This is a genomic window from Halomonas sp. YLGW01, from assembly GCF_014840935.1.
Taxonomy (GTDB): domain Bacteria; phylum Pseudomonadota; class Gammaproteobacteria; order Pseudomonadales; family Halomonadaceae; genus Onishia.
Genome location: NZ_CP062005.1, coordinates 2,492,516 through 2,515,685, shown reverse-complemented (window position 1 = coordinate 2,515,685; position 23,170 = coordinate 2,492,516). Strand labels below are relative to the sequence as shown.

21 protein-coding genes are annotated in these 23,170 nt (G+C 66.7%); 8 read left to right on the top strand and 13 right to left on the bottom strand.

Going from position 1 to position 23,170, the window contains the following annotated elements; translation table 11 throughout:
- Positions 1-54 precede the first annotated feature (54 nt).
- Both glcE and glcD read right to left on the bottom strand, forming a co-directional pair.
- On the bottom strand, positions 55-1,167 hold the full coding sequence (glcE, locus tag IEJ03_RS11540; protein ID WP_192035000.1) for a glycolate oxidase subunit GlcE: 1,113 nt from the start codon (positions 1,165-1,167) through the stop codon (positions 55-57).
- A gap of 17 nt (positions 1,168-1,184) precedes the next feature.
- The gene (gene glcD / locus IEJ03_RS11535; protein ID WP_192034999.1) at positions 1,185-2,684 is read right to left on the bottom strand and encodes a glycolate oxidase subunit GlcD; all 1,500 of its coding nucleotides are present in this window, start codon (positions 2,682-2,684) and stop codon (positions 1,185-1,187) included.
- A 491-nt stretch (positions 2,685-3,175) separates the two neighbouring features.
- On the opposite strand from glcD, the gene IEJ03_RS11530 reads away from it, so the two are divergent.
- A complete protein-coding gene (locus tag IEJ03_RS11530; RefSeq protein ID WP_192034998.1) occupies positions 3,176-3,886 on the top strand; it encodes a glutathione S-transferase family protein in 711 nt (236 codons plus the stop codon).
- A gap of 112 nt (positions 3,887-3,998) precedes the next feature.
- On the opposite strand, the gene IEJ03_RS11525 is transcribed toward IEJ03_RS11530, so the two are convergent.
- The 3 genes from IEJ03_RS11525 to IEJ03_RS11515 are packed head-to-tail and all read right to left on the bottom strand — an operon-like array spanning position 3,999 to position 7,122.
- The gene (locus IEJ03_RS11525) at positions 3,999-6,041 is read right to left on the bottom strand and encodes an FUSC family protein (protein WP_192034997.1); all 2,043 of its coding nucleotides are present in this window, start codon (positions 6,039-6,041) and stop codon (positions 3,999-4,001) included.
- Positions 6,038-6,904 carry an efflux RND transporter periplasmic adaptor subunit gene (locus tag IEJ03_RS11520; protein ID WP_192037292.1) on the bottom strand — a complete coding sequence of 289 codons (867 nt, stop codon included), beginning with the start codon at positions 6,902-6,904 and terminating at the stop codon, positions 6,038-6,040. The genes IEJ03_RS11525 and IEJ03_RS11520 overlap by 4 nt, the downstream gene beginning before the upstream one ends.
- Complete coding sequence (locus tag IEJ03_RS11515; RefSeq protein WP_192034996.1) at positions 6,904-7,122, bottom strand: DUF1656 domain-containing protein; 219 nt, start codon at positions 7,120-7,122, stop codon at positions 6,904-6,906. Before IEJ03_RS11515 ends, IEJ03_RS11520 begins: the two co-directional genes overlap by 1 nt.
- Positions 7,123-7,398: 276 nt before the next feature.
- On the opposite strand from IEJ03_RS11515, the gene IEJ03_RS11510 reads away from it, so the two are divergent.
- The gene (locus IEJ03_RS11510) at positions 7,399-8,619 is read left to right on the top strand and encodes an ABC transporter substrate-binding protein (RefSeq protein ID WP_192034995.1); all 1,221 of its coding nucleotides are present in this window, start codon (positions 7,399-7,401) and stop codon (positions 8,617-8,619) included.
- 319 nt (positions 8,620-8,938) lie between these two features.
- On the opposite strand, the gene IEJ03_RS11505 is transcribed toward IEJ03_RS11510, so the two are convergent.
- The 4 genes from IEJ03_RS11505 to IEJ03_RS11490 are packed head-to-tail and all read right to left on the bottom strand — an operon-like array spanning position 8,939 to position 12,259.
- Entirely contained in the window at positions 8,939-9,889 is a 951-nt protein-coding gene (locus tag IEJ03_RS11505; protein ID WP_192034994.1) for a branched-chain amino acid ABC transporter permease, read from the bottom strand.
- Positions 9,889-10,758, bottom strand: a complete 870-nt coding sequence (locus tag IEJ03_RS11500; RefSeq protein WP_192034993.1) for a branched-chain amino acid ABC transporter permease — start codon at positions 10,756-10,758, stop codon at positions 9,889-9,891. The genes IEJ03_RS11505 and IEJ03_RS11500 overlap by 1 nt, the downstream gene beginning before the upstream one ends.
- Positions 10,759-10,760: 2 nt before the next feature.
- Entirely contained in the window at positions 10,761-11,480 is a 720-nt protein-coding gene (locus tag IEJ03_RS11495; protein WP_192034992.1) for an ABC transporter ATP-binding protein, read from the bottom strand.
- Complete coding sequence (locus IEJ03_RS11490) at positions 11,477-12,259, bottom strand: ABC transporter ATP-binding protein (protein ID WP_192034991.1); 783 nt, start codon at positions 12,257-12,259, stop codon at positions 11,477-11,479. Before IEJ03_RS11490 ends, IEJ03_RS11495 begins: the two co-directional genes overlap by 4 nt.
- Positions 12,260-12,578: 319 nt before the next feature.
- Here IEJ03_RS11490 and IEJ03_RS11485 point away from each other — a divergent pair, with 319 nt between their 5' ends.
- Complete coding sequence (locus IEJ03_RS11485; RefSeq protein WP_192034990.1) at positions 12,579-12,959, top strand: phasin family protein; 381 nt, start codon at positions 12,579-12,581, stop codon at positions 12,957-12,959.
- Positions 12,960-13,078: 119 nt separating this feature from the next.
- On the opposite strand, the gene IEJ03_RS11480 is transcribed toward IEJ03_RS11485, so the two are convergent.
- The 3 genes from IEJ03_RS11480 to IEJ03_RS11470 all read right to left on the bottom strand — a co-directional run bounded on the left by IEJ03_RS11480 (position 13,079) and on the right by IEJ03_RS11470 (position 17,463).
- The gene (locus IEJ03_RS11480; RefSeq protein WP_192037291.1) at positions 13,079-14,668 is read right to left on the bottom strand and encodes an ABC-F family ATPase; all 1,590 of its coding nucleotides are present in this window, start codon (positions 14,666-14,668) and stop codon (positions 13,079-13,081) included.
- Between the two features lie 151 nt (positions 14,669-14,819).
- A complete protein-coding gene (locus tag IEJ03_RS11475) occupies positions 14,820-15,620 on the bottom strand; it encodes a formate/nitrite transporter family protein (protein WP_192034989.1) in 801 nt (266 codons plus the stop codon).
- A gap of 82 nt (positions 15,621-15,702) precedes the next feature.
- Positions 15,703-17,463: a bifunctional diguanylate cyclase/phosphodiesterase gene (locus tag IEJ03_RS11470; RefSeq protein WP_242457950.1), complete on the bottom strand. Its 1,761-nt coding sequence runs from the start codon at positions 17,461-17,463 to the stop codon at positions 15,703-15,705.
- A 154-nt stretch (positions 17,464-17,617) separates the two neighbouring features.
- Between IEJ03_RS11470 and modA the strand changes: the two genes are divergently transcribed.
- The 4 genes from modA to IEJ03_RS11450 are packed head-to-tail and all read left to right on the top strand — an operon-like array spanning position 17,618 to position 20,817.
- Positions 17,618-18,445: a molybdate ABC transporter substrate-binding protein gene (modA, locus tag IEJ03_RS11465; protein ID WP_192034988.1), complete on the top strand. Its 828-nt coding sequence runs from the start codon at positions 17,618-17,620 to the stop codon at positions 18,443-18,445.
- Positions 18,445-19,110 (top strand): molybdate ABC transporter permease subunit, encoded by a 666-nt coding sequence (gene modB, locus IEJ03_RS11460; protein WP_192034987.1) that lies wholly within the window; start codon positions 18,445-18,447, stop codon positions 19,108-19,110. Before modA ends, modB begins: the two co-directional genes overlap by 1 nt.
- The gene (locus IEJ03_RS11455; RefSeq protein ID WP_192034986.1) at positions 19,103-20,230 is read left to right on the top strand and encodes an ABC transporter ATP-binding protein; all 1,128 of its coding nucleotides are present in this window, start codon (positions 19,103-19,105) and stop codon (positions 20,228-20,230) included. The genes modB and IEJ03_RS11455 overlap by 8 nt, the downstream gene beginning before the upstream one ends.
- A complete protein-coding gene (locus IEJ03_RS11450; RefSeq protein ID WP_192034985.1) occupies positions 20,227-20,817 on the top strand; it encodes a DUF192 domain-containing protein in 591 nt (196 codons plus the stop codon). The genes IEJ03_RS11455 and IEJ03_RS11450 overlap by 4 nt, the downstream gene beginning before the upstream one ends.
- Positions 20,818-20,954: 137 nt before the next feature.
- On the opposite strand, the gene IEJ03_RS11445 is transcribed toward IEJ03_RS11450, so the two are convergent.
- Positions 20,955-21,812, bottom strand: coding sequence for an EamA family transporter (locus IEJ03_RS11445; RefSeq protein ID WP_192034984.1), 858 nt, complete (start codon positions 21,810-21,812; stop codon positions 20,955-20,957).
- Positions 21,813-22,119: 307 nt separating this feature from the next.
- Between IEJ03_RS11445 and IEJ03_RS11440 the strand changes: the two genes are divergently transcribed.
- Positions 22,120-23,127, top strand: coding sequence for a DctP family TRAP transporter solute-binding subunit (locus tag IEJ03_RS11440; protein ID WP_192034983.1), 1,008 nt, complete (start codon positions 22,120-22,122; stop codon positions 23,125-23,127).
- Positions 23,128-23,170 lie beyond the last annotated feature (43 nt).

Genomic DNA, 23,170 nt, shown 5'->3' with positions numbered 1-23,170 from the left:
CGGCTCTTTCTTCGGGCTTTACCTTCGAGCTTTCCTGTCGGGCTATCGCCGGGCTCAGAAGTCGCCGTAGAGGCGGCCAGGGTTGAAGATCCCGTTCGGGTCGAGTTCGGCCTTGAGCCGATGATGGTACTTGGCGATGACCGGGGCGAGGGGCGTGAAGGGCTCGGCTACGCCCTGTCGTTTGCCCTGTCCTTCGCCCTGCCCTGCACTAGTGCCGAGGCAGGTGGCATGGCCACCGGCGCGGCTGGCGGCGGCGCGAATCTCCTCGGCATCGGCGTCGCTCTTCAGCCAGCGCTGGGCGCCCGCCCAGTCGAAGAGTGTCTCGCCGGCAAGCGGTAGCGGCGGGGTGTGATTGGGCAGCGAGAGCCGCCACAGCGGTCGTGCATTGTCGCTGAAGAAGGGCAGGCGCAGGTCGCGCAGTTCAGACCAGAAGTCTTCCTCGAGCACGTCGCCGCCCAGGCGCTCGCGGGTCGCGGCCACCGAGCTGGCGCCGCCTTCCAGACGCAGGTGCAGGGCGCCCTCCGCGTAGGCGGCGGCGGTGATCGGCAGCGGCTGGCGGCCCCATTCGGTGAGCCGGTCCAGGGCCTTTTGAAGCGACATGTCAAGGCGCAGGCTGGCGCTGGCGGCGGGCCTGGGCAGCACCTTCATCGAGACCTCGCTGACGACACCGAGGGTGCCCTGGGCACCGACCATCAGCCGCGAAAGATCGTAGCCGGCGACGTTCTTCATCACCTCACCGCCGAAGCGCAGCTCCCGGCCGGCGCGGTCGAGCACCCGGGTGCCGAGCACGAAGTCGCGCACCGCGCCGGCCCAGGGACGGCGCGGGCCGGAGAGCCCGGTGGCGATCATGCCGCCAACGGTGCCGGCCTCACCGAAGCGAGGCGGCTCGCAGCCGAGCATCTGGCCCTCGGCCTCCAGCGCGGCCTCGAGGTCTTTCAGCGGCGTGCCGGCGCGCACCGAGACGACGAGCTCGACCGGGTCGTAATGCGTGATGCCGCGGTGGGCGGCCAGCGACAGCGGGGTGCCCTCCACCGCCCGGCCATAGAAGCCCCGGGTGTCGCCGCCGACGATTCTGAGCGGTGAGCCTGCGGCGTCGGCCTGGCGAATCTGCTCGCCAAGCTCGGCGCTTGCGTCCTGATCGCTAAGTGATGCGTATTTCTCAGACATGATGAATCCTTCTACGATCAGAACCGGGGCAGCTCGGGATGCGGCAGCTCGTTGTTGTGCACGTGCATGGCGCCGAACTCGGCGCAGCGCTGCAGGGTCGGGATGTTCTTGCCCGGGTTGAGTAGCCGTTGCTCGTCGAAGGCTGCCTTCACGGCATGGAAGGTGGTGATCTCGTCGGGCTGGAACTGGGCGCACATCTGGTTGATCTTCTCGCGGCCCACGCCGTGCTCGCCGGTGATGCTGCCGCCGGCCTCTACGCACAGTTCGAGAATCTTGCCGCCGACCTCCTCGGCCAGCTCCAGCTCGCCGGGCTGGTTGGCATCGAACAGAATCAGCGGATGCATGTTGCCGTCGCCGGCATGGAATACGTTGGCGACGCGCAGGCCCGACTCCTCGGAGAGCCGGGCGATGCCCTTGAGCACGCCGGGCAGCTCGCGGCGCGGGATGGTGCCGTCCATGCAGTAGTAGTCCGGCGACATGCGACCCACGGCGGGGAAGGCGTTCTTGCGCCCGGCCCAGAAGCGGGCGCGTTCGGCCTCGTCCCGAGCCTGCTGGATGTCGGTGGCGCCTGCGGCGTCAAGCACTCGGCGCACCGTCTCGCAGTCGTCGGCCACGTCGGCTTCCACGCCATCGAGCTCGCAGAGCAGGATGGCTTCGGCCTCGACCGGGTAGCCGGCGTGTACGAAGTCCTCGGCGGCGCGGATGGCCAGCTTGTCCATCATTTCCAGACCGCCGGGGATGATCCCCGCGGCGATGATCTCGCCCACCGCGCGGCCGGCCTTCTCGACGTCGTCGAAGCTAGCCATCAACACCTTGGCGGTCTCGGGCTTGGGCAGCAGCTTGACGGTGATCTCGGTGATCACCCCGAGCATGCCTTCGCTGCCGGTGAACAGCGCCAGCAGATCGAAGCCCGGCGCGTCGAAGGCCTCGGCGCCCAGCGTCATGCGCTCGCCCTCGATGGTGATCACCTCGACCTTGAGCACGTTGTGCACGGTCAGGCCGTATTTCAGGCAGTGCACGCCGCCCGCGTTCTCGGCGACATTGCCCCCGATCGAGCAGGCAATCTGCGAGGAGGGGTCCGGGGCGTAATAGAGGCCATGAGGAGCCGCGGCCTCCGAGATCGCCAGGTTGCGCACGCCGGGCTGCACCCGGGCAACGCGCGCCTCGGCGTCGACCTCGAGGATGCGCTTGAAGCGGGACATCACCAGCAGCACGCCTTGCTCGAGGGGCAGGGCGCCGCCGGACAGCCCGGTGCCGGCGCCGCGGGTCACCACCGGCACGCCCAAGGCATGGCAGCGTCGCATCAGCGTCTCGACCTGATCGAGGGTCTCGGGCAGCGCCACCAGCATCGGCAGCACCCGGTAGGCCGAGAGACCGTCGCATTCGAAGGGACGCAGGTCTTCCTCGCGGTGCAAGAGGGTCATGTCCGGGATGGCACGGTTCAGGTCGGCGAGCACGTCGGCCTTGTCGTGGGGCGCGATCGCGCCGTCGAGATGTTCATCGTAGAGGATGTTCATGGGCGTGCCTCAACAGGGCCATGGCCTCGGGCCACGGCAAGAGCTATGCCTTCAATCTGCGCAATCCACGGAGGCCTGTAAAGCCTCTTGGGACGATGGTATGACCAATGGATAAGATGAAATGGAAATATTTTCCACTTTATTGTGGGGCACCGGGTAGTGACCAGTGGCAGAATCGGCTAGCCGCCGACCATCAGGGTTATCACGAAGGCGAGCAGAGCGAGTAGGGTTTGACTCATGATGTGGGATAAGGGAGCTACCCAAAGCGCCAGGCGGTTGGCTTGGCGCCCGATGTAACCGCTGGGGTGCTATCAGACTGGATAGACGCCCCGATCGCTTTGATGCACTTGCATGAGCGGCATGGGGGGCTGGTTGAGATTCATCTCTTACTGATGTGCAGGCATTGTTAGTGTTGGTGGAGCCCCTGCTGGCAGAAGGCTGCCGTATATTGGGGCGAGTCTTATAGCGTGTTGAACAGGTGAGGAGACCTCATGAGCCGAGTGCTGTATGAACTGTGTGGGATCGACGAGGGGCTGCGTTTCTCCCCCTTCTGCTGGCGGGTGCGCTATGCGCTGGCGCACAAGGGGCTAGACGTGGAGACCCGCCCTTGGCGTTTCAACGAGAAGGAGGCCATTGCCTTCTCGGGGCAAGGGCTGGTGCCGGTGTTGGTCGACGGCGACGAGGTGGTCAACGACAGCTTCGAGATCATGCGCTATCTGGATCGGATCTATCCCGATGCGCCGCTGCTGGGCAGCCCGGAAGCCGAAGCGCGGGCTCGCTTCTTCAAGCACTATGCCGAGCGCTCGTTGGCACCTGGCATGATGCGCACCATCGTCATGGATCTCTTCAATGCCATTCATCCCGATGACCGGGAGTACTTTCGTACCACCCGGGAGAAGCGCTTCGGGCGCACCCTCGAAGAGATGCACTCGCCGGCCAAGGGCCTGAGCATGCTCGACCAGGCGCTGGCGCCGCTGCGCGGTCGCCTGGAGGAGAGCGACTTCCTGGACGGCGAGGCGCCGGGGGCCGCCGACTACCTGCTGTTCGGCAACTTCATGTGGGCACGTACGGTGTCGGCGGCGGATCTGGTCTCGAACGCCGATCCGGTCTATGGCTGGGTCGAGCGCATGCTGGATGCCCATGGCGGCCTCGGTCGCAACGCCAAGCGCATCGTCGACATCGAGGGCGCCTACGGTCAGTAAGTGTGCCCCAAGACGCCTGGCGTCTTAGCTGTAGGTTTCTTGGCCAGCATAGAAAGCGCCCCGCTCTGGTGATGAGCGGGGCGTTGTCATGTGCAAGGTGGCGAAAACCCGCTCACCGGAGCGAAGCGAGGTGACGCTCGGCCATTGCCTCGGCCTGGCGCTCAAGAGTCATCGCCAGGCGTTCGATCAGGCCTTCGAGCAGGACATGCCGGTCCCCGGAGAGGCCGCCATGGGTGGCGATGGCCTCATCCAGTGCCCGGCCCGCCTCGCGAATGTCGCGGGGCGGCTGGCCGCGGGCGCTTTCCTCGAAGGCGGCGGCGAGGACGGCGAGCAGTTCCTGCAGGGCCTGGCGCACGGGTGGCGCGGCATCGTCGAGGCGATGTCGCAGACGCAGGCAGGAACGGCCGAGATCGAGGCCGTTGAGGCCGATCATGAACAGGTGCCGCTGATCCTCGGGCAGCATGTTGTCGTGTTGGCCCAGTTGCAGCAGGCGATCCGCCATGCGGCCGCTGAAGCCAGCCTCGGCCTCGTGCAACGCAGGTGTGGCGATGCTGCGCAGGTCGGCGCCGATGGCCCGCACCAGGCGACGGCGCCTGATGGGGGCGCCGAGGCCTGGAATCAGACGAAACGCCATCACCACCACGCTTAAGCCGACGGTCACGCCCAGCGCGCGGTTGACGAAGCTGTCGAAGGAGAAATCCATGCCGTTGCCTGGCATGACCAGCAGGATATTGAAGATGGTGAAGGCCAGGCAGTAGCCCATCAGCTGCGGCTTGGCGGCGCCCAGCAGGCCCAGAAACAGTGGCGTGAAGAACAGCATGGCCAGCATCGGGAAGCCGTTGGCCTGTGACAGCAGCACGTGGCCGAACAGGAAGGCACTGGGCAGGGCCGCCAGCATGCCCTTGAAGAACATCATGCAGACGGTGACCGGGTTGTCGCGGCTGGCGAAGAAGGTCGAGCACAGGGTGCCCAGGAGCATCGCCACCTGGCCGTTGGACCAATGCGTCAGCAGCCAGAAGACCGCCAGACCGGAGAAGACGAGCCCCGTTCGCCCGGCATTGAGTAGCGCCGCCAGGTGGTCGCGGTGCCAGGAGAGGGCACCGGCGCGTAGCCGCTTGCGACCGGGGTGCGCGATGGCTTCGCGGGCGTCGAGCATGATCATGGCGCTGCCCAGCACTTCGCGCAGGCCGAGCAGCAGGCGGCGCTGCAAGGGTGGGAGATCGGCCTCCGGGCAGGCGTGGGCCCGATGGCGAAGCGCCTGCAGATGCTCCCGGGCGGCCGGTACGCCGCGAACATCCGCGGCATCGCGAAAGGCCTGGGCGCTCTCACCGGCAAGCCGCCTCAACGGAGGGTCGATCTGGCCGGCCTGGTTCTTGAGCAGCTGATGCAGGGCGCCCAGGGTGGCAAAGAAGCGCAGCGTTCGACGGGTCAGCAGGTGGGTGGCGCGGACGCGACCGGTGCCGTCGGGCCCTTCGTAGCGCGCCGACTGGCTGTCGATCTCGAGCGTCATCAGCGGCTCGAGGCTCTGGGTCAGCGATTGCTGCAACTTGCCCGTGTCGTCGCTGGCATCCAGCCGCTGGGCGGCGTGGGTGAAGGCATGATTGACGACGCTGTCGGCCTGGCGCGCGAGGTGCGCCTTGACCGGCGTGGGCCAGAGCAGGGCGTTGACCAGGGTCGCACAGATCGCCCCCAGGCCGATTTCGGATAGCCTGGCCACGGCGATATCGAAGACGCTGCCGGGCTGGCCATGACCGATCACCACCACCAGCATCGCGGTCACGGCGGCCATGATGCAGCCGTAGGAGAAGTTGTTGCGCAGAAGGGAACCTGCGTAGGCGCACAGCATCAGCCAGAGCGTCAGGGTGATCAGCGCCGGTACCCTGGCCTGGGCGAACAGCGCCATGATGACGATGCCGGCCAGGGCGCCGATCAGGGTACCGCCGATCTGGCACAGGCCCTTCTCGATCACCATGCCGCTCATCGGCCGGATCTGCAGGAAGGCGGCGGAGATCAGCGCCCAGTAGGGGCGGTCGAGATCGAACAGCAGCGCCACGTAGAGCGCCAGCACCATGGCAAGCGTGGCCTTGGCGGCAAAGGTGAGTGCGGATCGGGACGGCGTCAGGTAGGCGTCGACCCACGGCGACCGGGCCGTCATGGTGTCGACGGTTCGTGAATGCGCACGGTCGCCGTCATCCCGGCACTGAGCAGGGTGTTGTCGGGGATCTGGTCGAGCTCGATGCGCACCGGAATGCGCTGTGCCAGTCGCACCCAGTTGAAGGTCGGCTCGACCTGGGGCAGCAACTGGTCGTTGGATGAGGTATTGCTGTCGGCGATCCCACGGCCGATGCCGGCGACATGGCCCTCAAGCCGGGTATCGCCGCTCATCAGGGTGATGCGCGCGGGATCGCCGATGGCGATACCCGGCATCTTGGTTTCCTCGAAATAGCCGGTCACGTAGTAGGAGTCCGCCTTCACCAGTGCCATCACCGGATGGCCGGTATTGACGTAGTTGCCCTCGTTGAGCGACAGGTTTAGCACGTGGCCATCGGCCGGCGCGATCACCGTGGTGCGCTCGAGGTCGAGCTGCGCGCCTTCAAGCTCGGCCTTGGCCTGAGCCAGGGCCGCCTCGGCGCCGCGGGTGTCGAGGCGGGCCGCATCCCGGGTTTCGTCGCTGATCGCCTGGTGGCTGAGGCGATTGCGGCGGGTTTCCTCGTGCTGTTTGGATTCCCACTCGGCCTGCTTCTGCGCGACCACGGCCTTAGCCTGATCGACGGCCGTGGCATAGCGTTGCCGGTTGATCTGGAACAGCACGTCACCCTCGCTCACTGACTGGGTATCCTCGACCGGCAGCCGACTCACCCATCCGGAGACGTCCGGTGCGACGGTGATGACATCGGCCCGCACGCGGCCGTCGCGGGTCCAGGGCGTGTAGAGGTAGTACTGCCACAGCCAGATACCGGCGGCGAGAGCCAGCGCCGCGGCCACGAGAGTGGTGAGCATGCGAATAGAGGTGCGCATCATGAGGTACCGGTAGCAGAAGAGGACAGAAGAGCGATGGCTGCGGTGACGATCACGAACAGGGCGGCGTCGAACCAGGCCTCGTACCAGAACACCCGGGAGCCGACCAGGCGGTGCAGCAGGGTGCGAATCAGCAGCGCGCCGAGAAAGCCCAGCAGGGCATAGAGCAGCATCGGGCTCATGTAGATGCCGCCAAGGGCGATTTCCTTGAGGTCCAAGCGTTCTCCCAGAGGTGAGCAGGCTGGCGTCGACGGGTAAGCTAAATATGTTAGCACGCTATCAAAATGGTTGCATGTGCCTCGCCGCTGTCTCCTCGATCAGGAGGCAGGGGCAAGACCCCGAGCACCGTTGACAGGATAGGGCACAGACGTTTTGTCTAATGTTGGGGCTGCGCTTATGCTGCGGAGCAGGTGGTGCCTCGCCGATCAAGCGTCGCGCCCGCCGATGGACTGTCAACAATGAACAATCAAAGGTCAGCAGAGGAGACGTCTACCATGACCGTCAAGAAACCATTGATCGGGGCCATTTCCGCATTGGCCATGGCGACCAGCCTGGCGGCCACCGCCGAGTCGCTTAACATCGGCGTACTGGTGCCGCTGACCGGCGACCTGCAGAGTTATGGCGAGCCATCACTCCAGGCGGCTCAACTGGCGGTCAAGGAAATCAATGCCGCTGGGGGCGTGATGGGGGAGCCCGTGGAGCTCAGTGCCGGTGATACCCAGACCTCGCCGCAGCCCGGCGTGGCGGCGGCCCAGAAGCTGGTCAATGTGCAGGGCGTGCATGCCATCTTCGGCGCCTTGTCCAGCGGCGTGACCATCCCGGTGGCTCAGAGCGTGTCCAAGCCCGAGCAGGTGCTGCAGATCTCCAACGCCTCCACTTCGCCGGTGATCACCACCCTCGACGACGATGACTTCCTGTTCCGTACCGTGCCGTCCGATGCCTTTCAGGGCGTGGCGCTGTCCGAGATCACCGCCGCCAAGGGCTATGACACCGTCAGCGTCATCTACATCAACAACGACTACGGCAAGGGCCTCACCGAGGCCTTCACCGACGCCTTCGAGGCTCAGGGTGGCACCGTGGCGGCGAGTGTGGCCTACGAGCAGGGCCAGGCCGCCTATCGCGGCGAACTGCAGCAGGCCGACAAGGGCGGCACCCAGGCGCTGGTGCTGATCGGCTACCCGGAGAACGGCGAGACCATCCTGCGCCAGGCGCTCGAGGGCGGCTTCTTCCGTGACTTCGTGTTCACCGATGGCATGAAGTCGCCGGAACTGGTCGGCAACCTCGGTGCCCAGGCCGTGGAAGGCGCCATCGGCACCGTGCCCCAGGCCCGCGGCGACTCGCCGGGCGCCCAGCACTTCGCCAGCGCCTATGACAGTGAGTACGGCGAGGTACCGCCCAAGCCTTACCTGGACACCGCCTATGATGCCCTCTATGTGATCGCGCTGGCCGCCGAGCAGGCCGGTTCCACCGATCGGGTGGCGATCCGCGACAGCGTGCGCGCGGTCGCCAATCCCCCGGGCGTCAAGGTCGGTCCGGGCGAGTTCGCCAAGGCCGTGGAGCTGATCGCCGCCGGCGAGGACATCGACTACGAGGGCGCCTCGGGCTCGGTGAACTTCGACCAGAATGGCGATGTGCCGGGCACCTTCGGCGAGTGGATGTTCAAGGACGGCGAGATCGTCACCAACCGCATCTTCGAGCCCATCATGCCCGAGTGATTCCAGAGGTAGTGACGGGAGATCCCCAAGACTGCCCCGGCCATTGGCCGGGGCAGTCTTTTATGCGCGCCTGAACGGTGGCGAGTGGTCGGCCAGCACCGGGACCAGCACTGGAGCAAGCATCGGTGGAAATATCGCTAGAAGCGCCGGAGCAGGCTCTGGACGTGGACGAGGAAGGAAAGGGGCGGAGAGGAGGCGGAAAGGCCGGCGCCAGGTCCGGCGCAGGCCGTGAGGTGCTAGGGAAGGACCGTGCTGAGAGCCTAAACGCATCGGGCCCGCCCCGGCAGAGCCGAGGCGGGCCCTTTGCGTCATCCAGCGGTCAGTCCTTGCGCTTGCGGGCGATCAGCTTGGGCGGCTGCTCGGGCAGGATGCCCTGGGGCCGGGTGACCAGGATGATCTGCAGCAGCACGCCGATCAGCAGCACGCGCAGGGCGGCGGCCTGGGTAGCGTACTCGGTGGGCAGCAGGTCGGTGGAGAGTTCGGTCAGGGTCCAGACCCCCCATACCACCACCGCCCCGAGGATGGCGCCGCGGTTGTTGCCGCTGCCGCCGGCGATCAGCATCACCCACACCAGGAAGGTGCCGTAGAGCGGCATGAAGGCCTCGGGGCTCAGGAAGCCGAAGAAGTGGGCATAGAGGCCGCCGCCCAGGCCCATGATGGCGGCACCGAGCACGAAGGCCTGCAGGCGGAAGCGGGCGATCGACTTGCCCGCCGCGGCGGTGGCCGGCTCGTTCTCGCGGATTGCCCGCAGCACCCGGCCCCAGGGCGAGGCGTAGGCGCGCTCGAGCAGGAAGTAGACCAGTACCACGAAGGCCACCACGATCAGCAGATAGCCGAAGGGGCTGTCCAGCGGTGTGCCGGCGAAGGGCCGGGCGATGCCGGCGATGCCGCGCACCCCGTTGGTCAGCCAGTCCTCGTTTTTGATGAACAGGCGGATCATCTCGGCGATACCGATGGTGGCGATGGCCAGGTAGTCGGTGCGCAGCTTGGCGGTGATGCGCCCGATCACCAGGCCGACCAGCGCCGAGGCGAGCGTCGCCCCCACTAGGCCGACCAGGAAGGGCATGCCCAGTCCGCCGAGATAGGCGGGGCTCTCCGGCGTGGTGAGAATCGCGCTGGTGTAGGCGCCCACGGCGAAGAAGCCGGCGATGCCGATGTTGAACTGGCCGGTGAAGCCCCATTGGGTGTTGAGGCCCATGGTCAGCACCGCATAGATGCCGGCGAAGGTCAGAAACGAGACGAGGTACCCGAGCAGGCTGGCGAGTTCCATTACAGTGTCCCCTTGAAGATGCCCTGAGGCCTGACGATCAGCATCACCACCATGATGGCGAAGGCCACGGCCGGCTTGTAGGCGGCGGAGATGAACAGCGTCGACATCTCCATCGAGATGCCGATGATCATGCCGCCGACGATGGCCCCGTAGGGCCGCCCGATGCCGCCGAGAATGGCGGCGGCGAACACCGGCAGCAGGGTCGTCCAGCCCATCACCGGGTGCAGGCGGGTGTCGATGCCGAGGAAGACGCCGGCGGCGGCGGCGAGGGCCCCGCCGATCAGCCAGGTGACCATGATCACCCGCTCGGCGGGGATGCCGCTGACCAGCGCCAGATCCATGTTATCGGACATGGCGCGCATCGCCTTGCCCATGCGGGTGCGGGTCAGGAAGAGGTGCACAGCGGCCACCAGCCCCAGCGAGATCAGCACGATCCACACATGGTCAGGCTTGATGCGCAGGCCGCCGAGCACGTCGAGGCGCCAGGGAAACTGGATGCCCGAGGCATAGGTCTGGTTCTCCGAGCCCCAGATCAGCTGGATCAGGCTACGAAGGATCAGCGCCATGCCGAAGGAGGCGATCAGCAGGATCACCGGCTGGGTGCGACGGATGCGTCGGTAGAGCACCTGGTCGATGCCCACGCCGACCACGGCCATGCCGACCATCGCCGCGGGGAGGGCGAACCAGGGGCTGAGCCCGAACACGCCGATGAAGGTCAGGCCGATATAGGCGCCCAGGGTCATGAAGTCGCCGTGGGCGAAGTGGGCGAAGCGCAGGATGCCGAAGATCATCGACACCCCGATGGCCCCCATGCTCAGCACGCTGCCCAGTACCAGGCCGTAGATCAGGATCTGAATGATGTCGTTCATGGCTAGCCCCCCAGGAACATTTCGGCGACTTCCGGGTCGGCCAGCAGATTGGGCCCGGTGTCCTCGTGGCGGTTGGCGCCGGTGGCCAGCACATAACCGCGACTGGCGATGGCGAGCGCCTGCTTGGCGTTCTGCTCCACCATCAGCACGCCGATGCCCTGGGCGTTGATCTCCTGGATACGCTCGAAGGTCTCGTCGATCAGCTTCGGCGACAGGCCGGCGGTGGGCTCATCGAGCATCAAGAGCCTGGGGTCGACCATCAGCGCGCGGCCCATGGCGACCAGCTGGCGCTCGCCGCCGGACATCAGCCCGGCGGGTTGGCGCCGGCGCTCGGCAAGCTTGGGGAACAACTCATAGACCTTCTCCATGCGCGGCCTGAGATCGCCGGTCATCAGGTAACCGCCCATCTCGAGGTTTTCCTGTACGGTCAGCGACGGGAAGACGTTCTTCTCCTGAGGCACATAGGCGATGCCCCGGCGCACCATCTGTTCGGGCTTGGCGTTGGTGATGTCCTCGCCCTGAAAAAGTACCTGGCCGCTGCGGATCTTCACCAGACCGAAGATTGCCTTCATGGCGGTGGACTTGCCGGCGCCGTTGGGGCCGACGATGACCACGATCTCATCGGCATTGGCCCGCAGGTGGGTGCCCTTGAGGATGTCGGCGCCGCCATAGCCGCCGTAGATATCGCGGGCATCCAGCAGGGTGGTGGTCGAGCTGCTCATGCGTCTTCCCCCATCTGGCCACTGACGCCGCCGCCCAGGTAGGCCTCGCGGACCTCGGCATTCTGGCGAATCTCGTCCATCGGGCCCGAGGCGATCAGCTCGCCGTTGGCCATCACGTGTACCGGGTCGCAGAGCTGCGAGATCAGGTCCATGTCATGCTCGATCAGACAGAAGGTGTAGCCCCGCTCGGTGTTGAGGCGGCGGATCGCTTCGCGGATCTTGCCGAGCAGGGTGCGGTTGACGCCGGCGCCGGGCTCGTCGAGCAGCACCATCTTGGCGTCGGTCATCATGGTGCGACCGAGGTCCAACAGCTTTTTCTGGCCCCCCGATAGGTTGCCGGCCAGCTCGTCGGCGACATGTGAGATCTCGAGGAAGTCGAGCACCTCGTCGACCCGCTCGAGGACGCGGCCATCCTCCTCTCGGACCCTGCCCCAGCGCAGCCAGCTGTTGAAGAGGTTCTCGCCGCTCTGGTCGGGGGGCACCACCATCAGGTTTTCCCGCACCGTCATCTGCGAGAACTCATGGGGAATCTGGAAGGTGCGCACCAGGCCCTTGTGGAAGAGTGTGTGGGTGGGCAGGCCGGTGATGTCTTCGCCGTCGAGCAGGATGCGGCCGCTGGTAGGCGGGAAGAGGCCGGCGACCATATTGAACAGGGTACTCTTGCCGGCCCCGTTGGGGCCGATCAAGCCGGTGATGCTGCCCTGGGCAACCTCGAACGACACGTCCTTCACCGCCTGCAAGCCGCCGAAGGACTTGGAGACGTTTTCGATTCGGATCAAGGTGGAAGCTCCTGCCTTGAGAGGATTCTTGGCATTGTTGTGGTGCGGGCGAGTCGCCCGATGCCACGACAGTATCGCCGCACCGGGGGCGCATCAAGGCGCTGATCGGACGGGGTTTAAACGCTTGGCTGACGGCCCGGGCGGTGTGGCGAGGCCCAGAGCCACCTGGGCAATTTTCCGGGAGGGCGCGGGAGGCGAGGGGCGAGACGGGCGAAGGAGAATAATCGATGTTGCGGCGCAACAAGTGCTTTGCTATGTTGCATTGCAGCGGGAGGCAGGACGCCTCTCCTTTTGCAACCGTTCGCTAGTGAGGTGAACCATGAGCAACACCAGTTTCGATCAAGTCACCCAGCAGTTCGAATCCCTGTTCTTCGGTCCGGCCCGCTCCTACGCCGCCATGAGCCTGGACTACACCGAGAAGCTGATGGCCGCTCAGTTCGATGCGGTCAAGGCCTACAGCGATCTCGGCCTCGGTCAGGCCCGCGCCGCCCTGGACGTCAAGGATGCCGAAGGGCTGCGTAGCTACGTCGAAGGTCAGCAGAAGGTCGCCAAGGATGTCGGCGAGCGCGTCAAGGCCGACACCGAGAAGGTCGTCGCCATGAACCAGGAAGTGGTGCAGCAGGCGCAGAAGCTGACCGAGGAGAGCGTCAAGAGCGCCTCCAAGGCGGCCACCACTGCGGCCAAGCCGGCCGCCAAGTAAGGCGTCGGTTCGCTCGCCGACGGGGCGCTTCCCCGTCGGTGAGGCGAGATGACAAAAAACGCCGCCGCCCCTCGGGGCGGCGGCGCTTTTGCGTCGGGGTTTTGGGATCGGCGACAGGCTCAGCCGTAGACGCCCTGGCTCTTCAGGTAGTCGTCGTAGCTGCCGCTGAAGTCGACGATCTTCTCGCCGCTCATGTCGAGGATGCGGGTGGCAAGCGAGGACACGAACTCACGGTCGTGGCTGACGAAGACCAGGGTGCCGGGATAGTGCTCCAGGGCCAGGTTGAGGGCCTCGATGGACTCCATATCCAGGTGGTTGGTGGGCTCGTCCATCAGCAGCACATTGGGCTTCTGCAGCGCCAGCTTGCCGAACAGCATGCGGCCCTGCTCGCCGCCGGAGATCACCTTCACCGACTTGCCGATGTCGTCATTGGAGAACAGCATGCGGCCGAGCGCGCCGCGAATCATCTGCTCGCCGCCATCGGTCCACTGAGCCATCCACTCATAGAGGGTGGCCGGGTTGGCGAAGTCGTCGGCGTGATCTTGGGCGAAGTAGCCAAGCTCGGCGGCATCGGTCCACTTCACTTCACCCGAGTCCGGCGCCAGGTGGCCGCTCAGGCAGCGCAGCAGGGTAGTCTTGCCGACGCCGTTGGGGCCGATGATCGCCACGCGCTCGCCGGCCTCGATCTGCAGGCCCAGGTCCTTGAAGAGCGGCCCCTCGTCGAAGCCCTTGGTCAGGGCTTCGACCTGCACCGCGCCGCGATGGATCTTCTTGTTTTGCTCGAAGCGGATGAAGGGGCTGACCCGGCTCGACGGCTTGACCTCCTCGAGCTGGATCTTGTCGATCTTGCGCTGCCGCGAGGTGGCCTGCTTGGCCTTGGAGGCGTTGGCCGAGAAGCGGCTGACGAAGGCCTGTAGATCGGCGATTTCGGCCTTCTTCTTGGCGTTGTCGGCGTGCAGGCGCTCGCGGGCCTGTGTAGCTGCGGTCATGTAGTCGTCGTAATTGCCCGGGAACAGCTGGATCTCGCCGTAGTCCAGGTCCGCCATGTGGGTGCAGACGCTGTTGAGGAAGTGGCGGTCATGGGAAATGATCACCATGGTGCTGCTGCGCGCGGTCAGCACGCCCTCGAGCCAGCGGATGGTGTTGATGTCCAGGTGGTTGGTGGGCTCGTCGAGCAGCAGCACGTCGGGGTCCGAGAACAGGGCCTGAGCCAGCAGCACGCGCAGCTTCCAGCCCGGCGACACCTCGCTCATCGGGCCGAAGTGCTGAGCCTCGGGGATGCCGAGGCCCAGCAGCAGCTCGCCGGCCCGAGCCTCGGCGGTGTAGCCGTCGAGTTCGGCGAAGCGCGTCTCCAGATCGGCGACGCGCATGCCGTCCTCTTCGCTCATCTCGGGCTTTGAGTAGATGCGCTCGCGTTCGTCGGCCACCTCCCACAGCTCGGTGTTACCCATGATCACGGTGTCGATCACCCGGTGGTCTTCATAGGCGAACTGGTCCTGGCGCAGCTTGCCAAGCCGGGTGCCGGGCTCGAGCATGACCTGACCGCCGGACGGCTCCAGATCGCCGCCGAGAATCTTCATGAAGGTCGACTTGCCGCAGCCGTTGGCGCCGATCAGGCCATAGCGGTGGCCGTTGTTGAACTTGATCGAGACGTCCTCGAACAGGGGCTTGGCCCCGAACTGCATGGTGATATTGGCGGTGGAGATCAATGGGGGGTCCAATCGAAAGGGCCCGGCGGGGCCGAGCGCGCGTGAGCAATAGTGCGGGCGCGCATTGTAGCGTCTCGTCCGGCGCATCCCAACTGTCGTCGGGGACCTGCCGAGGCATGGAGCAGAAGAGGGGCGGTGATAAGCGCGCCCCTCAGTCACGAGGGCGCAGGTAGGCGAGCCAGTAGACACCGGCCACCAGGAGGGTGCCGCCGACGATGTTGCCAAGGGTCACCACCAGCAGGTTGGCGGCCGCGCCGGTCAGCGAGACCTGGCCCTGGGCATCCAGCGCCAGGCCCAGTGGCAGGAAGAACCAGTTGGCGATGGAGTGCTCGAAGCCCATGGCCACGAAGGCCGCGATCGGCAGGGCGACGGCCAGGATCTTGTCGGTGACGCTGTGTCCGCCCATGGCCAGCCATACCGCGAGACACACCAGCACATTGCACAGCACGCCCCGAGCGAAGGCGGGGATCACCCCGAGCTCGGCCTTGGAGACGGCGATGCCCAGCGCCGTCTCGCCCACCGCGCCGCCCCCCAGGGCCCCGCTGTCGGCCCACACCACCAGCAGCGCCGTGCCCAGCGCGCCGACCACGTTGCCGGCATACACCAGGCCCCAGTTGCGCAGCAGCGCCCGACCGGTGATCTGGCCGCTGGCCCAGGCCATGGCCAGCAGGTTGTTGCCGGTGAAGAGTTCGGCGCCGCCCACCACCACCAGCACCAGGCCGAGGCTGAAGGCGAGGCCACCGAGCAGCCGGGTCACGCCCAGCCCCAGGGCGCTGTCCGTCACCACCACGGTGTAGAAGAAGCCACCGAGGGCGATGAAGGCGCCGGCCAGCACGCCGAGCACCAGCAGGGTCAGGGCATCGGCCTGGGCCTTGGCAACCCCCATGCTGGCCACCCGCCTGGCAATCTCGCGGGGTTGGTAGGCATCGCTGTAGAGCGGCGCGGAATCCATGGCGATCTCCTGCGGCACGGGGATGATGGCAGTATAGCGGTGCCGCCGGATGGCGCCTTGATGCAGGGCAGGGCCGCGATCGTCAGCGGTGGCGGCGCTCGATCAGCAGGTGATTGCCCGGCGTGCGCTTGGCGTGCCGCTTGAGCTCGGAGAGTCGGTCGGCGATGGCCACGGCGCTGTCGAAACTGCCGGGGGGCACCGGTAGGGCGGCGATGGAGAGGCTGATGAAGGGAAAGAAGCGGCGATGCCCCTGGCGATCCTCGCCTTCCAGGCCGCCGGCCTCGCGATCGGCGGGCCGGTAGAAGTCGGGTGCCATGGACTCGAAGCGCTCAAGCACCTGCCGGCAATGGTGCTGCCAGTCGTTACCGCTCAGCAGCAACATGAAATCATCGCCGCCGATATGGCCGATGAAGTGGCCCTGCTCGACAAGCGTGGTCTGCAACAGAGTCGCCAGGGCGATGATCACCTCGTCGCCATGAGCGTAGCCGTAGCCGTCGTTATAGGCCTTGAACTGGTCGAGATCGCAGTAGGCCGCGACGAAGTGACGCCCCTCGGCCAGTCGGGTCGCGAGGGCGTCGTTGATCAGCGCATTGCCGGGAAGGCCGGTCAGGGGGTTGGCATGGCGCGCCAGGCGCACACGATGGGCGGTAATCTCGCGTAGCAGGTCGATGATGTTGCCCATGCCCAAGTAGTGGCCGGCGTCGTCGACGATCACGAAGTCCTCGTGGCGGCCGTCGTCGGTCTCGGTCACCCACTGGCTCAACTGCTCCAGCGGGGTGTTCTGGCGGGCCACGATCATCTGCTTGTCGGCGAGCTCCTCCAGGGCACTCTTGGCGTACAGCGAATGGCCGAAGGGGTTGGCAAACAGGGTCAGGAAATCGTTGCGACGAATGACGCCGACTGGGCGCTCCTGGCTGATCAGCGCCACGCAACGCAGCCCCGGATCGTTCTTGAAGCGCTCGAGCAGCGCCGGCAGCCTGACCCTGGCATCAATCGCGGCAATCGGCCGGCAGATCGAGGCGGCGGTATGGCGGTTGGCATACTGACGTTCCGGGGTGGGCATGAGGTGTTCGAGGCCTCGGGACGGCTGTTCACTGGGACGAGCGAAATGATAGCCCTGCAAGTAGGTCACCTGCATCTCCCAGAGGGTGTGATATTCCTCTCGGGTCTCGATGCCCTCGGCGATCAGTCGGCAGTCCAGGTTGCGCGAGACGTCGACGATCGAGCGCAGGAACTGTTGCTTGAGGCTGTCCTGGTCGATGCCCTCGATGAAGTGACGGTCGATCTTGACGAAATCCGGGCGCAGCTCGGCCCAGTGGCGAAGTCCCGAGTAGCCCGCGCCGAGATCGTCCAGCGCGACCCGAAAGCCCATGTCCCGATAGTGGGCCACCGCCCGGCGCATCAGCTCGTAGTCATGGATCGGCGCATGCTCGGTCAATTCGATCACCACCCGCTTAGGCGAGAGTCCGGCGCGCCTTGAGTACTCGATGGTCGCTCCCTCTCGGAAATCCCTCTCGAGGATGGTGGCCGGCATCACATTGAGGAACAGGTCGGCCGGCAGGTCCAGCTCGACGAAGCGCTGGATGGCCAGCCGGCGACACAGCAGGTCGAGTTCCACCAGTCGACCCTCGTGCTCGGCGGTACCGAACAGCATCAGCGGCGAATGTAGCGGGGAATCCGAGGGTCCGCGGATCAGCGCCTCATAGCCGAAGATCCGCTGACTCTCGCCGTCGACGATCGGCTGGAAGAGCACCGTCAGGGCGTCGGTCTTGATGATGTGATCGAGCCAGTGGGCGTCGCTTTGTGGCGTCAAGGGCTGAGGGTGAGACGGTGTAGGCATCATGCCATTGACCTTGCATGAGTTTTATTGCGGTACCATGACAGGAGCCGGCGCCTCGACGGACCGCTGCGGTACCGTCGCGTCGCGTTGCTGTAGAAGGGCCGCTGTGATGACATTGGCCTCTTGCCCCCCAAACTTGCCGGACAAGGATTTCTCTATGCGATCGTTGATGCCTCGACTGGCCCGCTGGCTGCTGAGCGCGAGCCTGGCCGTCGCGCCGATCGCCATGGCCGAAGAGGTCCCCCGCATCGCCGTGGCCTCGAGCCTGCAGTTCGCCCTGACCGAGATCGCCGAGGACTTCACGGCGGCGAGCGGTCAGCGGGTGATCCTGAACATGGGCTCGTCGGGCAATTTCCGCCGCCAGATCGCCCAGGGCGCGCCCTTCGCGCTCTTCCTCTCGGCCAACGAAGGCTATGTTCAGGCCCTTCACGAGGCCGGCAAGACCCGCGATGCCGGGGTGCGTTACGCCCGGGGGCGCCTGGTCTGGCTGCAGCGCAAGGGCCAGGAGGGGGGGCGTCTGTCAGCCGAGGCGCCGCTGGCCGCGCTGGAAGAGGCCATCAGGGCCCGGGAGGCCGATGGCACCCGCACGCGTATTGCCCTGGCCAACCCCGAGCACGCCCCCTATGGAGTGGCGGCTCGACAGGCGCTGGAGCATGAAGGCCTGTGGGACGCCAGTCAGCCCTTGCAGGTGCAGGGCGAGAACGTCGCCCAGGCGGCGCGCTTCGCACTCTCATCCGATACGCGCGGCGGTCTGGTGGCCTATTCGCTGGTACGCTCGCCGGCGCTGGCCGAGCAGGGCGATTATGTGCTGATACCCGAGGCCTGGCATGGCCCCCTGCACCAGCGCATGGTGCTGCTGCCGGGGGCCGGGGAAACCGCCGAGGCCTTCTATGCCTACCTGCAGAGCGAGCCCGCGAGGCAGGTGCTGCGTGACTATGGCTTCGCCGTGCCGGACTTTGACGCGCCGGACCTGGATGCGCCCTGATGGACTGGAGCGCGCTTTCCGTGTCGCTGCGCCTGGCACTCGGCACCTGCCTGATCCTGCTGCCGGTGGGGCTTTGGCTGGGCCGTCGCCTGGCCCGGATGCGCCGTCACCGGGCGCTGCTCGAGGCGCTGGTGGCGCTGCCGCTGGTGATGCCGCCGACGGTGCTGGGCTTCTACCTGATGCTGGCCTTCGCCGGCGACGGCGTGCTGGGCGGGCTGTGGGCATCGCTCACCGGCACCAGCCTGAACTTCTCCTTCACCGGCATCCTGTTGGCTTCGCTGGTGGTCAACCTGCCGTTCGCCGTGCAGCCGATCCAGCGTGCCTTCGAGGCGGTGCCGGAGACCCTGCGCGAGGCCGCCTGGTGCAGCGGTCTCTCGCCGCGCCAGACCTTCTGGCGCATCGAGCTGCCGCTGGTGCGTTCAGGCGTGGTCTCGGCGCTGGCGCTGACCTTCGCCCATACCCTCGGCGAGTTCGGGGTGATCCTGATGGTCGGCGGCGCCATCGACGGCGAGACCCGCACCCTGGCGATCGCCATCTACGACCGGGTGCAGGCCTTCGACGAGGCCGGTGCCGGGCGCATGTCGGCACTGCTGCTGGGCATCTCGTTTCTGACCATCGGCGTGGTCTATGGGCTTTCTCGACGCGGAGGGCGCGGCCATGGCTGAGCGCGGGCGCGGTAATCCGCTTTGTGAGGGGCTTTCGGTCTCGTTGCACCAGGCCGGGCCGATCCCGCTGGCCGCAGACTTTGCGTGCGCTCCCGGCGAGCTTCTGGGCCTGGTCGGCCCTTCCGGCAGCGGCAAGACCACGCTGTTGCGGGCCATCGCCGGCCTGACCCGGGTGGCCGGGGGGCAGATCCGCTGTGGGGGCGAGCCCTGGTTCGATGCCGATCGCGGGCACTCGCTTAGCGTCCAGGCCCGGCGCATCGGCTTCGTCTTCCAGGACTATGCCCTCTTCCCGCACTTGAGCGCCCGGGACAACGTGCTGCTGGCGGTGGAGGGCGCGTCCAATGGGGAGCGGCGCGCCGAGGCCGACTCCTGGCTTGCCCGGGTGCGCCTCGAGGGGCTCGAGGAGCGCCTGCCGCACCAGCTCTCCGGCGGCCAGCGTCAACGGGTGGCGGTGGCCCGGGCATTGGCCCGAAAGCCGCGGGTGCTGCTGCTCGATGAGCCCTTCTCGGCGGTGGATCAGGTGACGAGGCGACGCCTGCAGCGCGAACTGGCGCTGCTGCGCCAGACCCTGACCATCCCCATGGTGCTGGTCACCCACGACCTGGAAGAAGCCAGCGCCCTGGCCGACCGGCTATGTGTGTTGCAAGGCGGCAAGACCCTGCAGAGCGGCCCGCCGGAGACACTGTTTCGCACTCCCGCCACGCCGCAGATCGCGCGGTTGCTGGATCGTCATAACGTCTTCAGCGGTGAGGTGGTCGAGCAGGATGGCGTACGCCGGCTGGCCTGGGGCCCCTATCGGCTGGAGGTCGCTAGGGGACTCGAGACGGCAACCCCCGGAGAGACGCGGCACTGGTATCTTCCGCCATCGGAGGTGGTACTCCATCGCCGCGGCCGGCCGTCCCGGGGCGAGCGGGAGAACCCGGTCGAGGGCTGGGTCGAGGAGATGGTGGTGCTGGGCGGCGTGACCCAGATCACGCTGGCCTTTGCCCATGGTTCTGACACCCTGCGTTTCGAGATTACCACCCACGCCGCCCGTCGCAACGGCCTGGCCCGCGGCGAGACCGTGCAGGTCTCGCTGTTGGCCGGCGGCATCCACCTGATGCAAGGAGCCTCCTCATGACCCGAGAGTCCCGCCCGATACTGGCGAGTCGCCGCCGCTTTCTTTCTGGACTGGCCGGGCTGGCCGGATTAGGGAGCGCCCTGGGCGCGGCGACGCTCCTGCCGTTGGCCGGATGGCCAGGCGCGATGGCCCGCGCCGAGGAGATCCGCTTCGCCACCGCGACCCTGGCCCTCCATGGCGATCAGGGGCCGTCGCGTTTGCGCGTGGAACTGGCCGAGAGCCCGCAGCAGCGGGCACATGGGCTGATGGGACGCACCCAGCTGGCCGAGGAGGCCGGCATGCTGTTCCTCTACGACCGCACGCAGTCGTCGGACAACGGCTTCTGGATGTACCGCACCCTGATCCCCCTGGATATCGCCTTCATCGACGGCGAGGGTCGCATCGCGGCCATCCGCCACATGACGCCCTGCGGATCCGACACGCCGGGCGATTGCCGCGTCTATCGTGCCGGGGTCGCCTTCCGCGCGGCGCTGGAGGTCAATGCCGGCTACTTCGCCGCTCGAGGACTCGGCGTCGGCGATTGCGTGAGCCTGCCCGGTCCAGCGGGTCAGCAGGCGGGTCAGCAGCTAGGGGAGTGCGGAGCCTGAGCGACGATCAGGCAAGCGGGCCGTGAGGCCGCTTAGGGTTCGCCGCGGCCGGGCACTGAGACCGGCCCGAATCCTGGCTCCAGGCTGCCGCGAGGCATGATCTAGAGGGCAAGGTCGCGCCCCGCGGCGTTCTGGCCTCAGGCGGCCTGTCGGCGGGCCGGCTGGAGGATGATCAGGGCGAGCCCCGCGAGCACCAGGCCGCCGCCGGCCAGCTTGTTGATGCCCAGGCTGTCGCCGAGCAGCCAGGCCCCCAGCAGCACCGCGCCCACCGGCATCAGCAGTGTCAGCGGCGTGACCCGACTGACCGGGTGGCGGCGCAGCAGGCCGTACCAGATGCCGTAGGCGACAATCGAGGACATCACCGCGGTGTAGGCTACCGCGCCCCAGCCCGCCCAGCCGGCATGACGCAGCGCCGCCAGATGCTCGCTCTCGAACCACCAGGATCCCAGCGCCACCTGAGGCACCGCGAACAGCGCTATCCAGCCGGCGAGGGCCAGCGGGGGAATCTTCGGGCCACGCTTGATCAAGAGTTGCGAGATCGCCCAGCCGAGTGCGCTGAGCAGCAGCAGGGCCAGCGGCAGCGGCGAGGGCAGGGTGGGGCCGCCGGCCAGCACCACCACGCCGGCAAACGACAGCAGCAGGCCGCCCAGCCGCCGTGCGCCCAGGTGTTCGCGCAGGAAGATCACCGCCAGCAGGGTGGCGAAGGGGGTGCCCATCTGTACCAGCAGCGCCCCGGTGCCGGCCTCGGCCTGGCCGAGGCCGATGAAAAGCAGGGCGAAGTGCAGGCTGCCGAAGGTCAGCGACAGCAGCAGCAGGAAGGGCAGCTGATGGCGTGGCACCGGGTTGAAGGGCACCAGCAGCAGCGCCACCAGCGCGAAGCGCAGGGTGGTCATCAGCAGTGGCGGCAGCTCGGCCACGCCGACCTTGATCACGATGATGTTCAGCGCCCAGATGGCGATGACGAAGAGGCCCAGCAGCAGGTCACGAAGTGGCACGGCTCGTCCTTGAGATTGGTAGGTCGGTCGGCGAGAAAGTTAGCAGCATAGCAGTTAGCGGGCGGGGTAAGCTCGTCGAATCCGCTATCGGGCGCTTCCTCACAGGGGAAGGCCGCGCGCCGGCTTCGCCATGCCTCGGCCGGGACCGCCTCATACCTTGGTTTGGCATCATTCGGTTCGGGTTCTCTTTACACTGCTCATGAGTCCAGTGGCTGATGGATTCCTATACCAATACCCATACTAATAACGCAGGCCCACGCCCCTGGTTCCGCCATCGGGTGTCATGGTGCCTGAACAAGGACACGCAATGATGAAGTTTCGCTTTTCTCGTCTCACCACGGCGCTGGTCGGTACGGCTCTTCTGTGCACGGCGCTGTCTTCCCAGGCTCGTGAGCTTTCCGTTTCCACCGTCCTCTCCGACGCCTTCCCCTGGGGACAGGCCGCCGAGAAGTGGGCCGAACTGGTCGAGGAGCGCTCCGGCGGTGAGCTGACCCTGCGCGTCTACCCCAATGCTCAGCTGGTGTCGGGCGATCAGACGCGAGAGTTTTCGGCCATGCGCTCGGGGCTGATCGACCTGGCCGTGGGCTCGACCATCAACTGGTCGCCCCAGGTGCCGGAGCTCAATCTGTTCTCGCTGCCGTTCTTCATGCCCGATAACGCGGCGGTTGATGCGGTGACCGGCGGTGAGGCCGGCGAGCGGGTCTTCGCGGCCATCGAGGCGGGGGGCGTGGTGCCATTGGCCTGGGGCGAGAACGGTTTTCGCCAGCTCTCCAATTCCCAGGGTCCCATCGACGAGCCGAGCGACCTGAAGGGCCTGAAGATCCGGGTGGTGGGCTCGCCGCTGTTCCAGGACACCTTCGAGGCGCTGGGTGCCAATCCCACCCAGATGAGCTGGGCGGATGCCAAGCCGGCGCTGACCACCGGCGCCGTCGATGGCCAGGAGAACCCGCTCTCGGTCTTCGACGTGGCGCGCATCGACCAGGTGGGGCAGACCCACCTGACGCTGTGGAACTACATGAACGATCCCCTGGTGTTCGCCGCCAACCAGCGTGTCTGGGGCTCGCTGTCGGCCGAGGATCAAGCCCTGCTGCGCCAGGCTGCCGTCGACGCCGGCCAATGGGAGATCGCCATGACCCGAGACGAGGAAAGTGCGCGCCGGGCGGCGATCGAGGAACGTGGCGTCGAGGTCGTGGAACTCACCGAGGCGCAGCATGACGCCTTCGTCGAGGCGACCCAGGGCGTCTACGCGACCTGGAGTGACCAGATCGGCGAGTCGCTGGTGCAGGCCGCCCGCGACGACATGGCCGCCAACTGAACGACAGGCTCCTGTCGTTAGTCGCTGATTGACGCTTGCATCT

Excerpts from the sequence above, each read along its gene's own strand:
- IEJ03_RS11520 (WP_192037292.1), bottom strand. The coding sequence starts at position 6,904 with ATGCGCACCTCTATTCGCATGCTCACCACTCTCGTGGCCGCGGCGCTG.
- IEJ03_RS11495 (WP_192034992.1), bottom strand. The coding sequence starts at position 11,480 with ATGAGCAGCTCGACCACCACCCTGCTGGATGCCCGCGATATCTACGGC.
- IEJ03_RS11510 (WP_192034995.1), top strand. The coding sequence starts at position 7,399 with ATGACCGTCAAGAAACCATTGATCGGGGCCATTTCCGCATTGGCCATG.
- glcD (WP_192034999.1), bottom strand. The coding sequence starts at position 2,684 with ATGAACATCCTCTACGATGAACATCTCGACGGCGCGATCGCGCCCCAC.
- IEJ03_RS11485 (WP_192034990.1), top strand. The coding sequence starts at position 12,579 with ATGAGCAACACCAGTTTCGATCAAGTCACCCAGCAGTTCGAATCCCTG.
- glcE (WP_192035000.1), bottom strand. The coding sequence starts at position 1,167 with ATGTCTGAGAAATACGCATCACTTAGCGATCAGGACGCAAGCGCCGAG.
- IEJ03_RS11530 (WP_192034998.1), top strand. The coding sequence starts at position 3,176 with ATGAGCCGAGTGCTGTATGAACTGTGTGGGATCGACGAGGGGCTGCGT.
- IEJ03_RS11440 (WP_192034983.1), top strand. The coding sequence starts at position 22,120 with ATGATGAAGTTTCGCTTTTCTCGTCTCACCACGGCGCTGGTCGGTACG.
- IEJ03_RS11470 (WP_242457950.1), bottom strand. The coding sequence starts at position 17,463 with ATGATGCCTACACCGTCTCACCCTCAGCCCTTGACGCCACAAAGCGAC.
- IEJ03_RS11525 (WP_192034997.1), bottom strand. The coding sequence starts at position 6,041 with ATGACGGCCCGGTCGCCGTGGGTCGACGCCTACCTGACGCCGTCCCGA.
- modB (WP_192034987.1), top strand. The coding sequence starts at position 18,445 with ATGGACTGGAGCGCGCTTTCCGTGTCGCTGCGCCTGGCACTCGGCACC.
- IEJ03_RS11455 (WP_192034986.1), top strand. The coding sequence starts at position 19,103 with ATGGCTGAGCGCGGGCGCGGTAATCCGCTTTGTGAGGGGCTTTCGGTC.
- IEJ03_RS11475 (WP_192034989.1), bottom strand. The coding sequence starts at position 15,620 with ATGGATTCCGCGCCGCTCTACAGCGATGCCTACCAACCCCGCGAGATT.
- modA (WP_192034988.1), top strand. The coding sequence starts at position 17,618 with ATGCGATCGTTGATGCCTCGACTGGCCCGCTGGCTGCTGAGCGCGAGC.
- IEJ03_RS11505 (WP_192034994.1), bottom strand. The coding sequence starts at position 9,889 with ATGGAACTCGCCAGCCTGCTCGGGTACCTCGTCTCGTTTCTGACCTTC.
- IEJ03_RS11450 (WP_192034985.1), top strand. The coding sequence starts at position 20,227 with ATGACCCGAGAGTCCCGCCCGATACTGGCGAGTCGCCGCCGCTTTCTT.
- IEJ03_RS11500 (WP_192034993.1), bottom strand. The coding sequence starts at position 10,758 with ATGAACGACATCATTCAGATCCTGATCTACGGCCTGGTACTGGGCAGC.